General features: G+C 71.3%; 14 protein-coding genes. 6 read left to right on the forward strand and 8 right to left on the reverse strand.

Annotation, left to right across the window (positions count from 1 at the left end):
• The first annotated feature begins 236 nt into the window (after nt 1-236).
• The gene (locus AB0M47_RS15790) at nt 237-734 is read left to right on the forward strand and encodes a MarR family transcriptional regulator (RefSeq protein WP_363413387.1); all 498 of its coding nucleotides are present in this window, start codon (nt 237-239) and stop codon (nt 732-734) included.
• Nucleotides 735-802: 68 nt separating this feature from the next.
• Here the strand turns inward: AB0M47_RS15790 and AB0M47_RS15795 are convergent, their stop codons facing one another.
• A complete protein-coding gene (locus tag AB0M47_RS15795) occupies nt 803-1,360 on the reverse strand; it encodes an EF-hand domain-containing protein (protein WP_363413390.1) in 558 nt (185 codons plus the stop codon).
• A gap of 100 nt (nt 1,361-1,460) precedes the next feature.
• A complete protein-coding gene (locus AB0M47_RS15800) occupies nt 1,461-2,600 on the reverse strand; it encodes a hypothetical protein (protein WP_363413393.1) in 1,140 nt (379 codons plus the stop codon).
• Between the two features lie 113 nt (nt 2,601-2,713).
• Between AB0M47_RS15800 and AB0M47_RS15805 the strand changes: the two genes are divergently transcribed.
• Entirely contained in the window at nt 2,714-3,295 is a 582-nt protein-coding gene (locus AB0M47_RS15805) for a hypothetical protein (protein ID WP_363413396.1), read from the forward strand.
• 93 nt (nt 3,296-3,388) lie between these two features.
• On the opposite strand, the gene AB0M47_RS15810 is transcribed toward AB0M47_RS15805, so the two are convergent.
• Genes AB0M47_RS15810 through AB0M47_RS15820 form a run of 3 tightly spaced genes read right to left on the reverse strand, consistent with a single transcriptional unit; the run spans nt 3,389 to nt 5,786 of the window.
• Nucleotides 3,389-4,066, reverse strand: coding sequence for an ankyrin repeat domain-containing protein (locus AB0M47_RS15810; RefSeq protein ID WP_363413399.1), 678 nt, complete (start codon nt 4,064-4,066; stop codon nt 3,389-3,391).
• A gap of 8 nt (nt 4,067-4,074) precedes the next feature.
• Nucleotides 4,075-4,707 (reverse strand): response regulator transcription factor, encoded by a 633-nt coding sequence (locus AB0M47_RS15815; protein ID WP_363413402.1) that lies wholly within the window; start codon nt 4,705-4,707, stop codon nt 4,075-4,077.
• Nucleotides 4,704-5,786: a sensor histidine kinase gene (locus tag AB0M47_RS15820; RefSeq protein WP_363413405.1), complete on the reverse strand. Its 1,083-nt coding sequence runs from the start codon at nt 5,784-5,786 to the stop codon at nt 4,704-4,706. Before AB0M47_RS15820 ends, AB0M47_RS15815 begins: the two co-directional genes overlap by 4 nt.
• 236 nt (nt 5,787-6,022) lie before the next feature.
• Between AB0M47_RS15820 and AB0M47_RS15825 the strand changes: the two genes are divergently transcribed.
• Nucleotides 6,023-6,559, forward strand: coding sequence for a heme-binding protein (locus AB0M47_RS15825; protein ID WP_363413408.1), 537 nt, complete (start codon nt 6,023-6,025; stop codon nt 6,557-6,559).
• Between the two features lie 270 nt (nt 6,560-6,829).
• Here the strand turns inward: AB0M47_RS15825 and def are convergent, their stop codons facing one another.
• Together def and AB0M47_RS15835 are read right to left on the reverse strand one after the other, a co-directional pair.
• Nucleotides 6,830-7,405 carry a peptide deformylase gene (gene def / locus AB0M47_RS15830; protein WP_363413411.1) on the reverse strand — a complete coding sequence of 192 codons (576 nt, stop codon included), beginning with the start codon at nt 7,403-7,405 and terminating at the stop codon, nt 6,830-6,832.
• A complete protein-coding gene (locus AB0M47_RS15835) occupies nt 7,402-8,742 on the reverse strand; it encodes a tetratricopeptide repeat protein (RefSeq protein ID WP_363413414.1) in 1,341 nt (446 codons plus the stop codon). Before AB0M47_RS15835 ends, def begins: the two co-directional genes overlap by 4 nt.
• Before the next feature lie 188 nt (nt 8,743-8,930).
• On the opposite strand from AB0M47_RS15835, the gene AB0M47_RS15840 reads away from it, so the two are divergent.
• Nucleotides 8,931-9,245, forward strand: a complete 315-nt coding sequence (locus AB0M47_RS15840) for a hypothetical protein (RefSeq protein ID WP_363413417.1) — start codon at nt 8,931-8,933, stop codon at nt 9,243-9,245.
• 308 nt (nt 9,246-9,553) lie between these two features.
• Here AB0M47_RS15840 and AB0M47_RS15845 read toward each other — a convergent pair whose 3' ends face one another.
• A complete protein-coding gene (locus AB0M47_RS15845) occupies nt 9,554-10,342 on the reverse strand; it encodes a metallophosphoesterase (protein ID WP_363413420.1) in 789 nt (262 codons plus the stop codon).
• A 198-nt stretch (nt 10,343-10,540) separates the two neighbouring features.
• Between AB0M47_RS15845 and AB0M47_RS15850 the strand changes: the two genes are divergently transcribed.
• Together AB0M47_RS15850 and AB0M47_RS15855 are read left to right on the forward strand one after the other, a co-directional pair.
• Complete coding sequence (locus tag AB0M47_RS15850) at nt 10,541-11,584, forward strand: Dyp-type peroxidase (RefSeq protein ID WP_363413423.1); 1,044 nt, start codon at nt 10,541-10,543, stop codon at nt 11,582-11,584.
• Entirely contained in the window at nt 11,581-12,378 is a 798-nt protein-coding gene (locus AB0M47_RS15855; protein ID WP_253755950.1) for a family 1 encapsulin nanocompartment shell protein, read from the forward strand. The genes AB0M47_RS15850 and AB0M47_RS15855 overlap by 4 nt, the downstream gene beginning before the upstream one ends.
• Nucleotides 12,379-12,391: the final 13 nt, after the last annotated feature.

Below are 12,391 nucleotides of genomic sequence, written 5' to 3' on the forward strand. Positions count from 1 at the left end.
CTCCCCGGTGCCAGTGGCGTCGATGACCTCGGCGTCCGGCGCGGCCAGGTTCGGGGCGACGGCGGCGATCTCGCCGTCGCGGACGAGGACGTCGGTGGCGGGCAGTTCGGGCGCGCCGTCACCGGGCACCACGTGGGCGTTCTTGAGGAGCAACACGATGATACCTTTCGAGAAAGCTTTTCTGAAAGGTACTTCATGATCGGACCAGGCCGCAACCCTCCTCTACCATCGAGGGCGTGAGCAGGGACTCCACCGACGAGATCGCCGCGGCCTGGGCGCAGGAGCTGCCCGGCGTCGTCGGCGAAGAGCTGGAGCTGGCCAAGCGGGCCGCCCGGCTCGCGGCGATCCTCGGCGACAAGGTCAACGCCGAGCTGGCCCGGCTCGGCCTGACCAAAGCCGAGTACGAGATCCTCGCGGTGCTGCGTGCGTCCGGCTCCCCCTATCGGCTGCGACCGTCCGATCTGGCCACTCGGCTCATGCTGTCCTCGGGCGGCACGAGCAACCTGGTACGCCGGCTGACCGAAGCGAAGCTGCTCGACCGCGAAGCGGACCCGGCCGACGCCCGCAGTTCCTGGGTACGCCTGACAAAGACAGGTGTGCGGCTTTCGGAGGAAGCCGTACGCGCGGCGACCACCGCCCAGGCGACCGCACTGGCGGCCGTGCCGGAGCCCGATCGAAAGGCGGCGATCGCCGCGCTTCGGCAGGTACTGCTGGCGCTCGGCGACCGGCCCTGAGCCGCCGCCAGGAGCAGGCGACCAGCCTTACGCCGCCGGCGTCACCTGCCAGGAGCAGGTGACCGGGCTTAAGCCGTGCGCGCCACCTGCCGGTAGAGCATGTTGCCGGGCGACGCCGGGTCGTCGCTGGTGTAGAAGTCGCGGATGGCGTCCAGCACTTCGAGGACGGAGAGCCGGCCGTCGCCGTCGGCGTCGACGGCGGTGAACGCGCCGGTGATGTCGTCGACCGACGATCCGATGGCGTGCCACAGCCGGGCCAGCTCGGCCGGGACGAGGTAGCCGTCGTTGTCGGTGTCGGCGAGCCGGATCGTGGCGAGCGCCATCGGCGTGTAGACGGCGGCGAACTTCTCGCCGTCGATGAACGCGCCTTGGAAGGCCGTGCCGAACTCCTCTCGCGTCATGCGCCCGTCACTGGGTACGCCCGCGTGCGCGGACAGGCAGTCCCAGTACCAGCCGTAGAGGGCGATGGTCTCGCGACCCCGGGCGGTGGAGGTCTCCTGACCGAACGCGCTGAGGACGCGCCCGGCCTGGTGCAGGATCGCGGTGCGGTCGATCGCGCCGCGCCGGGCGAGGTCGATCTGGTCGAAAGCGGCATCCAATTTGGGGGATAGCGGCGTTTTCTCCATGAATGCACGGTAGGGCGCTCATGCGGCGGGCACAACGGGACTAACCCGACAAGGCGACGGGTCAGGGCTGATCGACAGGGCTGACCAACAGGGCTGATCATCAACGCGGATCGTCGAGGTCGCTGACGCGTACCTGGTCGGCCAGGAGCCGCCGGAACCTCGCGAGGTCACCGTCCACATAGCTCCGACACAGCTCCCGGCCGGCCGGGTAGACTGCCAGATATGTCCGATTGCCGGGCGCGCTCATGAACCGCAGCACGTGCTCGGCCTGCTCCTCGTCCAGCAGGCCCCAGCGGCGTACATAGGCGCGGATCTCATCGTCGGACCGCCCTTCGTCCGACCGCATGATGGCGGCGTTGACGTCGGCCCAGCGCAACGGCTGGATGGCCCGCTCCACTGCCAGCGCGTGGCGCACGTCGACGCCGAGGGCAGCCGTGAACTCCGCCCCGCCCGGCCCGTCGACGACCAGGTCCAGCGCCAGCTCAGCCAGGCCCTCGCTGATGAGCGACTGCGGGGTGGGCACCAGGACGAGCGTCTCCGCGAGGTCACCCTGCCCGCGGACGAGGCGGTGGTCTTTAAGCACCCGCTCGGCCTGATGCCCCGGGTAGGTCTCGTGCAGCACCAGGTGCAGCGTGTCCAGCGCGGTCCGTGGATGATCCAGGTTGATCGAGGTCAGCCCGCGCAGGTCACCCTGATACTCGTTGAACCCCGACCAGGCCTCGTCGCGTACCAGGGCCAGCTCGACACCCTCGCCCGGCGGCAGCTCCACGAGCCGCTCGGTCCAAGCCCGGCCCAGCTCGATCGCCGCCCGCGCCAACGCCTCGACGCGGTCCGGCTCCAGCACCTGACTGGTACGCCAGGCGCGGAACCGATCGCCGAGCGGGCCGGATCCCGGCAGCAACTCCGACAGCTGCTCGTGTGCGGCCGCGAAGACGGACTCGTCGGTGAACTCCGTGCGTACGCCGTAACAGGCCGCGACCTCCTCGGCGAAGGTCAGCCGCTCGCCGGCCAGCACTCCCGCGTACGCCCGAACGCCGCTGACCTGGTCGCGCAGCCAGCCGTCCGGCAGGTCGGCGAGCAGCTCGGCGGCTTCGTCGGCGAGCCGGCCCGCAGTGGGCGCGGGTTCGGCGGCGACGGCTTCGGCCAGCTCGGGAGGCCCGAAATAGACGTCGACCAGGCCTTCTTCCACCCGGCCGAGCCGCAGGCCGAGCTGAAGATACCGGGTCACCAGGTCAGTCATGCCGCGCAGCGTACGCGGCCGGGGCACGCCCAGCCGCCAGGCGGGCCACTCCGTGTGGACGGGCCGGTGTCACGGGTTTCGCCGGACCGGGGCGACCGGGCATTATCTGCGACATGGCGTACGACCAGGATCCGCCGACGCAGATGCTGCCGACCACCCAGCCGGGACGGCACGCCGCCCAAGGCTCGTCCAACCGGTGGCTCTTCGGCGTGATCGGCGGGGCCGCCGTCCTGGCGATCGTCCTCGGCATCCTCACCGGGCTGCTCCTGTCGGGCGGCACACCGGAGCCGAAGCAGCCGGTCGCCGGGCCCACCGTCGCCGCCGAGCCCACCGACGAGGAAGTGCTGGAGCCGACCCCGGAGGCCACGGAGATCTCGCCGTCGCCGACCCGCAAGCCCTCCCCGACCCCGGCCAAGAAGACGGCCGCGCAGCTCATCGCGGCCGCCCGCGACCTGGTCGCGTCGTATGACCGGGCCGATCGCATCGACGGCGATGCGGCGGACACCCTCGACGGCGATCTGCGCGACCTGGCCCGGAACGCGGCCAGCGGCCGAAACCGGCGAGCGTGGAGCGACCTGACCGACGCGGCCCGGCATCTGACGCGCTTCCACCAAGAGGATCAGATCGGCGACCGTGAATATCAGGCGCTCAACGCGGCGCTGGCCGAGATCGCCAAGGTCCTCCCCCGCACCTGACGCAGGCGACTGAGACAGGCAACGGGGCAGGCGACCGAGGCAGGCAACCGAGGCACGTCAGCCGACAGCTCGGCCAGCAGCTCGGCCGGCAGGTCAGCCGCGGGATCGGAGCAGCCCGGCGAGATCGGTGTAGCCGCGCTCCGAGGCGTGCTGCAACGGCGTGACGCCGTCCTTGTCGGCGATGGCCGGATCGGCTCCCGCGTCCAACAGGATGCCGACGATCTCGACGTAGGGCCGGGTGCCGTCACCGAGGATCACGGCTTCCAGCATCGCCGTCCAGCCGAGATCGTTGACGTGGTTCACGTTGATACCGGTCTGGACGACTCGGCGTACGTAGTCGACGTGGCCGCGTTCGCTGGCCGGGATCACCGAGATCCCGCCGAACCGGTTGCGCAGGGTCAGATCCGGTCCGGCCGGGAGCAGCGCCTCCAGCATCGCCACGCTGCCGGTGACGCCGGTGACCAGCCATGCGCTGTCGTTGCGGTCGTCTTGGGCGTCGACGTCGGCCCCCGCGTCCAGCAGCGCCTTCGCGGTGTCGACGTGATCGTTCAACGCCGCGAGCAGCAGCGGCGTACGCCGATGGCCGTCGCGTACGTCGACCGGCACGCCGGCCGCCAGCTCTCGGCGTACCGTCGCGGTGTCACCGGAGGCGGCGGCGGACAGCAGGTTTTCGGCGGAGGGCATCTCGGTCTTCTCCTTCTGCAGGGCGACGACGGTGAGGGACAGCACGGCCGCGAGGACCGCGAACAGGATGATCAGACGGCGCTTCATGGGCGGCCTCATGGGCGGCCCCGCAGGGTGATCAGGCGGCGGTTGACCGCTTCTGTGACCGCCGCGGTACGCGAGTCGACGCCGAGCTTGCTGAAGATGTGGACCAGGTGGGTCTTGACCGTGGCCTCGCTGATCAGCAGGCGGCGGGCGATCTGCTGGTTGGTCAGGCCCTCGGCGAGCAGAGTGACGATCTCCGTCTCCCGGGCGGACAGCGCGACGCCCGGCTGGTGCACCTGACGGGCGAGCCGGCCGGCCACGGCGGCCGACAGCGCGGTACGCCCAGCGGCCGCGTCGTCGATCGCGCGGAACAGGTCGTCGGGCGCGATGTCCTTGAGGATGTAGCCGACGGCCCCGGCGGCCATCGCCCGCACCACGTCGGCGTCACTGTCGTATGTGGTCAGTACGAGCACCCGGGGCGCCGGTTCGAGGGCGAGCAGCCGCCGGGTCGCCTCGACGCCGTCGATACCCGAGCCGAGCTGGAGGTCCATCAGGACGACCTGCGGATGCAGTGCGGCAGCCAAGGACACCGCCTGCTCGCCGGTACCCGTCTCGGCGACGACCTCGACGCCCGGCTGGGATTCGAGCAGCGCGCGCAGGCCCGCCCGGACGACCACGTGATCGTCGACCAGCATCAGTCTCATGAGGAGGCTCCCTCCGTCGGGATCGCCACCGCGATCGCCGTGCCCCGGCCAGGCTCGGACTCGATCGTGACCCGGCCGCCGGCCAGCTCGGCCCGGCGCGCGATCGCCTCGAGCCCGAACCCTCGGCCCGGACCGGCCGGCGGCCGGGCACCGGAATGAGCGCTGTCGAAGCCGACCCCGTCGTCCACGACGTCGAGCCGCACCTCGTTGGGCAGGTAGCTCAAGGTGACCGCGGCGGTCTGCGCCTGGGCGTGCTCGGCGACGTTGGCCAGGGCGCCCTGGGCGATCCGCAGCAGAGTCATCGCGGTCTGCTCCGGCAATGCGTACCGGTCGCCGTCGACGGCGAACCGGACCCCGGGGCCGCGAACGCCGGCGCAGACGTCGGCGATCGCCTGTTCCAGGGAACGGCCCTGGAGCGAGTTGAGGTCCATCACGACCGTCCGGATGTCGCCGAGGGTGTCCCGGTTCACGGTCATCGCCTGCCGCAGATTCGCCTGCGCGGCGTCCGCGGGCCAGGCCCGGGCGGCCGCCTGGAGCAGCAGATTCACGCTGGACATCCCCTGGGCCACGGTGTCGTGCAGGTCGCGGGCCAGTCGTGCGCGCTCTTCCAGCGCGCCCGCGCGGCGTCGGCTCTCGGCCAACGCCTGACTGGTCCGGGCCAACTGGAGGTACGCGGCCGTGGTGATGATCGCGACCCCGGCCGGGCCGGCGATGAGCCCGACGTCGGGATGCCAGCCGTTGAGCCGGACGAACGAGAGCACCACCACGGCCGTGAGCACGGCGATGATCGTCACTGCGGTCCGGGGCGAGTAGTCGTCCAACGCGACGAAGACGAGTGGCACGGCGCACAACGCGAAGCTGGGCGCGACCAGGACGATCGCCAGCCAGACGACGGCCACCACGAGCAGGCCCACCCGCCGGGGCCGCCACACCGGCCGCCACACCATGGCGACGGCGTACGCGATCGCCAGCAACGCGGCGAGCCCGAGCACCGGCGCGCTCCAGCCATGCCGAGCCACATACCTGGCCGCCGACGAGGCGAGCAACAGGTAGAAGCCAGCATGCATCCAGACGCGCATGATCCAACCCTACGGCCGCGCCGAACGCCGCCATCAACCATTCGATGGATGCCGCGATCGATCAACCGCCGCAGGTGGGGCCGCCCTTTCCCGGCAAGACTCGAATCCGTCGGCCGGACGTTCCGCCGGATCGGCCGCCCGAAACAGCCGCTGGAAAGCCGGCTCGAAGTCAGCCTCTCCGAAGCAGTCGCTCGGAGTCAGTCGCCCGGAGTCAGTCGTTCGAAAGGAATGGGATCATGCAGATTAGCCGTCGTCTCGCCCTCACCGTCGGAGCAGGCGCGTTGACCGCCGCCGGAGCCCTCGGCATCGCACTGCCGGCCAGCACCGCCGCCGCCGTCACCGCCACCCCCGCGGTGTCCGTCCGCTCCACCGTCGAGGTGCGTACGCTGACCGACGACGCCGTCCTGCGCGCGGCGCAGGCCGCTCTCTCCGCCGCGACGAAGGACGGCCAGAAGGTCTCCGTAGTCGTGATGGACCGCTCCGGCGTCGTCCGGCTGGCCCTCCACAGCACCGGTGCCGGCCCGCAGACCGACGAGTCCGCCGAGCGCAAGGCGTTCACCGCCGTGTCGTTCGGCCAGCCGACCTCGGCGCTCGCCGGCCGCGCCGGGGGCACCGGACCGTCCATCCGCGACATCCCCGGCACGTTGTTCCTGGGTGGCGGGGTTCCCGTGGTCGTCGACGGTACGCCGATCGCCGCCATCGGCGTGGGCGGGGCGCCCAGTGGCGACCTCGACGAGAAGTACGCCGCCGCCGGCGCTGCCGCGCTCCGCTGACCCCCGCTGGACCCCGCGCTGGGCGCTAACCCCGCGCCTCGCGGGCGCTCGGCGCCGGGCGCTGGCCGCGCTGAAGGCAGCAGATCATGGATATGCATGCGATCTTGGCCCAAGATTCCAGGCATATCCGTGATCTGCTGCCAAAAAGCCGGGTCGCGGAAGCCGGGCCGCGGAAGCCGGGCCGCGGAAGCCGGGCCGCGGAAGCCGGGCCGCGGAAGCCGGGCCGCGAAAGCCGGGCCGCGAAAGCCGGGCGCGAAGCGGCCGGCCCCGTCAGCGGAGCCAGGAGGGGTCGTCGCGCCGGTGGTCCAGGTAGTTCTGGACGGTCGTGAGGCTGGTCATCGAACCCATCCGGTCGACGAACTCGTGCCCGTCGAGGTGGTCGACCTCGTGCTGGACGACGCGGGCGGCGTACCCGGTGAACTCCTGGTTCACGACTGAGCCGTCTCGTCCGGCGAAGGTGACCACGACCGAGAACGACCGGGGCACGACCCCCATGATCCCCGGTACGCTGAAGCACCCTTCCCAGCCCAGCACGTCGGCCGGGGTGCGCTGCACGATCACGGGGTTGATCATCTCGACGAGCGGTGTCTCCGGCCGGTCGGGGAAGACGTCGGTCTTGCGTACTTCGACGACGACGGCGCGGGCGGAGACGCCGACCTGCGGGGCGGCGAGGCCGGCGCCGTTCAGCGATCGCAGTCGCGTGACCATCGCGTCCAGCAGGTCGTGGGCCTCCGACGGCGGGTCGATCACCGCGACGGGCGCCTTCAGCCGGGGGTCGCCGATGGTGACCAGGCCTTCGCCGGCGAGGCCGGACATCCAGGCGCGGTCACTCTTGGCCAAGCTCATCTCGCGGCTCCCCAAGGTACGTACTGCCGTCGGCATCGCTCCACATTGTCGTCGAGCTGTCGGATGAGCGTCTCATAGTCGGGTATTCCCCGCAGCGAGGCGAGGCCGAAGTCCGCTTCGCGGCGAAGCAGCTGCACGGACAGGAAACCCAGGTCGATCGCGGCGCGCAGGCACGACAGCGCCGGCTCGGTCTGCCCCAGTTCCGCGTACACGTGGGCCAATCGATAGATGATGTAGCCGTTCGTGGGGTGGGCGGCCCGCAGGTCGTCGGCCAGGCGGCCGGCCGTCTCCCGCTGACCGGCGGCCGCGTGGATGTTCGCGAGCCACGCGGCGGTCCGGCTGTTCGGCTCGGTCGCGCCGAGCCGGTCCAGTGCTTCCGCCCAGGTCCCAGGGCTCAGGTAGCCCAGGAGCGTCCACACTGTCACGTCCTCGGGATCGGCCGCCACGGCTTCGCGGGCGACTCGCGCCGCGAGGTCCCCGCTGCCTTCCCAGTGGTACGCCGCCAGCGCGACCGCCCAGCGCGTGTTCGCGTCGGTGGGGTGACCGGGCAGGTACGCGCTCGCGGTCTCGACCGCGTCGGCGAAGCGGCCGAGCAGCATCAGGCACCAGATCCGCAGCTTCTGGGCGGCGAGGTCGGTGGGGTCGGCCGCGAGCACCGAGTCGACCAGCGGCAGTGCGACGTCGGCGAGCCCGGCGTTGGTCAGCGCGCGGGCGAACGCGACCGAGGCGTCGAGGCTGTCGGGGTGCCGGGTGTAGACAGCGCGGCCGGCCCGCAGGGCGTGCTCGTGCCAGCCCATGTCCCAGCAGGCGCGGATGAAGGTGATCTGGGCGATGACCGAACCGGGGTCCGCTTCGAGGGCCGCCTCGACGTCCCGGAGTGCGCGTTGCAGGGCCTCGCCGGAGTCCGACCAGCCCGCGAAGTACTTCCGCCATCGGGTGTAGCCGCGGGCCGCGATGGCCCCCGCGAACGTCGGATCGTGGTGGACCGCCCGTTCGAGCAGCGCCTCGGCCGCCCCGATGCCCTCCCGGTCGCCGTGCGCCAGCAACCCGTACCCACGCCGGTACAACTCCCGCGACGCTTCGTCCTCGAAGGACAGCGCTCGGGCTGGCGGCGGGCCCGGGGCGTACGCCGGGGGCGGGCCGCTGAGCAGGTCGGCGAGGTCCTCGACGGGCAGCTGCAGCGCCTTGGCCAGCCGCGGCCGATGCCACGGCTGAGGCTCGGTCTCGCCGGACTCCCACCGGATGACGGTGGTCCGGTCGACGCCGAGTTCAGCGGCCAGATCCTCCTGGCTGAACCCCATCGTCTTGCGGCGTTCGGCCAACGCGCGGCGCTTCACCCCTCACCCCCAACCGTCTTGCATATTTACGCAGATCAGGACACCCCGTGCAACGGGTATGCCACCTTTCTGCCACGTTGTCACCGTGTCGGTGGGCCGGCGTACCTGGTTGGCTGGTCACCGTGACACCGGGCAGGACGATGGTCAAAACGACTGGCAACACGACTGGCAGGACACCGGAGGACGGCGTGCGGGAGCCCTCGGCCTTGGAGGTTGTGGTCCGCCTCGGCTCGGAGGCGATCATCCGGACCGACACCGAGGACGGCGGCCCGCCGATGCTGTGGGTCAGATCCGGGCTGATGGAGATCATGCTGACCCCGTTCGCCGCGAGCGAGGGCGGCGAGCTCACGAAGGGGGACCTCGAACTCGCCTCCGACCTGGTCGTGGCGGTCGTCGCGTACCGGGACGCGATCTACGAGCATCTCGTGAGCACGGGCGCCGTCCAGAAGCCGGTGACCCGCCGGATGCGCCGTCCGCGAGGTCACCCGAACCCCGACGCTTGACGTCACCCGTTGGGCCCGATCGCACGCCACGTGCGAGTGATCTCCCCCTCACCGGCCGTCCGAACCCCGTAGCGGGGTCGTTGGCCTCGCGGGACGGCACCGGCCGTCCGTCGCATCAGGAGGAGGTTGACGATGCCGGCCTAAGGGTGACTCGCCCGGGCGCCCCACGGACAGGGCGCCCGGCTCTCCCGCCCGATGGGCCGGAGCTCCCGTCAGGCCGGCGTTCGGTCAGGCCGGTGTTCGGTCAGGCCGGTGTTCCGTCAGGCCGGCGTTCCGTCAGGCCGGTGTTCCGTCAGGCCGGTGTTCCGTCAGGCCGGCTCTGGTGCGATGCGGAAGTGGGTCGCCAGGCGACCGTCGTCGTCGAGCACGTGGAACGACACACCCGGCGGATCGTTCCGGTCGACGGTGTTCGCCCAGGTCAGTTCCTCCGGTGTGGTCCACGGCAGCCGGGTGGTCGAGACGACTCCCGGGGCGAGCAGCAACGGGCGTCCGCCGAACGTCGAGGCCACCGCGGAATGCGCGTGACCGGCGAGCACGGCCACGACGCCAGGTGAGCGCCGGATCAGCTCCTCGAACTCGCCGGGCTCGCCGAGCATGATGGAGTCGAGCAGCGGATGCCGCAGCCGGATCGGCGGATGGTGCAGCCCGACGAACACGGGCCGGTCGGCGCCGGCCAGCACCTCGCGCAGCCAGGCCAGCGTCTCGGGCGCGAGGAGCCCGTCGTCCCGGCCCGGGATGCTGGAGTCGCACAGCGCGAACAACACCTGGCCCACGCGGTGCACGCTGTTGATCGGCTCACCGCCAGTCCCTTCGCCGGCCCCTTCGCCCGCGCCATCCCCCGCCCCGTTGCCGCCCAGCACCTTGCGGTACGCCGCGCGTACGTCGTGATTGCCCGGCAGGATCAGCACGGGGACCTCGGCGACCAGTTCGGACCGGGCCTCCTCGTACTCCGCCTCCGTGCCGTGATCGGCGATGTCCCCGCTGACCAGGATCGCGTCGAGCGGCATCCCCCGCAGCCAGGTCATCACCCGCCGCGCACGCAGCCGGGCCCGTTCGCCGCCGTCGAAGTGAGTGTCGCTGATGTGCGCGAAGATCATGACTTCACAGTCTGCCCCGCCGCTCGGCCGGGCAAGCGCCAATCCCCGCACAGTGGCCCGCCGAGACAGTGGCCCCGCCGAGACAGTGGCCAGCCGAGACAGTGGCCCCGCCGAGCGGCATGGATCCCGTCCGGCATTCCCCGGCTGAATCGCCGCCGCGCCGATAGGCTGGCCGGGGATGATCCGAAGGGTGATCCGATGACGATTCTCGAACCACAGAGCGTGCTGGTGCCACCGGCGAAGGCAGCGATCTTCCTCGTCGTCACGGTGCGGGCCGGCGCCGAAGACGAGATACGCGACGTGCTCGCCGACGTCGCCGGGCTGACGCGCGCCGTCGGGTTCCGCGAACCGGAGGCCGGCCTGGGCTGCGTCGTCGGAATCGGCGCGGACTTCTGGGACCGGGCGTACGGGCTGACCCGACCGGCCGGGCTGCACCCGTTCGTCGCCTTGACGGGCAGCGTCCACACCGCCGTCTCGACGCCGGGCGATCTGCTGTTCCATCTGCGAGCCACGCGTCTCGACCTGTGCTTCGAGCTGGCCCGCCAGATCATGGCGCGCCTCACCGGTCATGCCGACGTCGTGGACGAGGTCCACGGGTTCCGCTACTTCGACGAGCGGGACCTGCTCGGTTTCGTCGACGGCACCGAGAATCCCGCCGGGTCGGCGGCGGTCGCCGCGGTGACCGTCGGCGATGAGGACCCCGAGTACGCGGGCGGCAGCTACGTCGTCGTGCAGAAGTACCTGCACGACCTGGAGACCTGGGACCGCCTGCCGGTCGAGGAGCAGGAACGGGTGATCGGCCGCCGCAAGCTCAGCGACATCGAGCTGCCCGACGAGGTGAAGCCGGCCAACTCCCATGTCGCGCTGAACACCATCACCGACGCCGACGGCACCGAGCGGCAGATCGTCCGCGACAACATGCCGTTCGGCTCGGTGGGCAAGGGCGAGTTCGGCACCTACTTCATCGGGTACGCCGCCACGCCGGACGTGATCGAGCAGATGCTGCGCAACATGGTCCTCGGCGACCCGCCCGGCAACCACGACCGGATCCTGGACTTCTCCACCGCGGTCACCGGCAACCTCTTCTTCGTGCCCACGGCCGAGTTCCTCGAAGATCCGCCGGCTGCCGCCACTGCTCAGCCGGCCTTGCGGACGACGATCAGCGAGCCCGCCGAGCCGAGCACCGGCGCGACCGCCGGGTCGCTGGCGATCGGGAGCCTGAAAGGGAGCGGACAGTCATGAACAACCTGCACCGGGAACTCGCCCCGATCTCCGAGGCCGCGTGGGCGGAGATCGAGGCGGAGGCGCGCCGCACCTTCACCCGCAACGTCGGCGGGCGGCGGGTGGTCGACGTGGTCGGCCCCACCGGCGTGACGTTGTCCGCCGTCGGCACCGGCCATCTCCGGGACCTCGACGCCCAGCTCGACGGGGTGATCGCCCGGCAGCGACTGGCGCAGCCGGTCGTGGAGCTGCGCGTGCCGTTCACCGTCACGCGGCAGGCGGTCGACGACGTCGAGCGTGGCGCGAAGGACTCCGACTGGCAGCCGGTCAAGGATGCCGCCAAGCGCATCGGATTCGCCGAGGACCGCACGATCTTCGACGGCTCGTCGGCGGCCGGGATCGTCGGGATCGGCCCGTTCAGCTCGAACGCGCCGCTGCCGATGCCCGCCGACGTCAAGGAGTTCCCTGACACGGTCGCCCGCGCGATGAGCGCGCTGCGGCTCGCCGGTGTCGCTGGGCCCTACAGCCTGCTGCTGTCCGCCGAGGCGTACACGGCGGTCGCGGAGACGACCGATCACGGGTATCCCATCCACCAGCACCTCGCCCGGCTGCTCAAGGACGGCGAGATCATCTGGGCGCCGGCGTTGGCGGGCGCGTTGCTCGTGTCCACCCGCGGCGGCGACTACGAGCTGCATCTCGGCCAGGACCTGTCCATCGGATACCTGGCCCACGACGGCAACGTGATCGAACTGTACCTCCAGGAGTCGCTGACGTTCCTGGCGCTCACCGCGGAAGCCGCCGTCTCCGTCCACTAGCGACGATCATCCA

The organism is Hamadaea sp. NPDC051192, assembly GCF_040682475.1.
Taxonomy (GTDB): Bacteria; Actinomycetota; Actinomycetes; order Mycobacteriales; family Micromonosporaceae; genus Hamadaea; species Hamadaea flava.

Bases quoted from the DNA above. Each gene is read 5' to 3' on its own strand.
- AB0M47_RS15820 (WP_363413405.1), bottom strand. From the start codon at position 5,786: ATGCGCGTCTGGATGCATGCTGGCTTCTACCTGTTGCTCGCCTCGTCG.
- AB0M47_RS15850 (WP_363413423.1), top strand. From the start codon at position 10,541: ATGACGATTCTCGAACCACAGAGCGTGCTGGTGCCACCGGCGAAGGCA.
- AB0M47_RS15800 (WP_363413393.1), bottom strand. From the start codon at position 2,600: ATGACTGACCTGGTGACCCGGTATCTTCAGCTCGGCCTGCGGCTCGGC.
- def (WP_363413411.1), bottom strand. From the start codon at position 7,405: ATGAGCTTGGCCAAGAGTGACCGCGCCTGGATGTCCGGCCTCGCCGGC.
- AB0M47_RS15815 (WP_363413402.1), bottom strand. From the start codon at position 4,707: ATGAGACTGATGCTGGTCGACGATCACGTGGTCGTCCGGGCGGGCCTG.
- AB0M47_RS15855 (WP_253755950.1), top strand. From the start codon at position 11,581: ATGAACAACCTGCACCGGGAACTCGCCCCGATCTCCGAGGCCGCGTGG.
- AB0M47_RS15810 (WP_363413399.1), bottom strand. From the start codon at position 4,066: ATGAAGCGCCGTCTGATCATCCTGTTCGCGGTCCTCGCGGCCGTGCTG.
- AB0M47_RS15845 (WP_363413420.1), bottom strand. From the start codon at position 10,342: ATGATCTTCGCGCACATCAGCGACACTCACTTCGACGGCGGCGAACGG.
- AB0M47_RS15805 (WP_363413396.1), top strand. From the start codon at position 2,714: ATGGCGTACGACCAGGATCCGCCGACGCAGATGCTGCCGACCACCCAG.
- AB0M47_RS15795 (WP_363413390.1), bottom strand. From the start codon at position 1,360: ATGGAGAAAACGCCGCTATCCCCCAAATTGGATGCCGCTTTCGACCAG.
- AB0M47_RS15825 (WP_363413408.1), top strand. From the start codon at position 6,023: ATGCAGATTAGCCGTCGTCTCGCCCTCACCGTCGGAGCAGGCGCGTTG.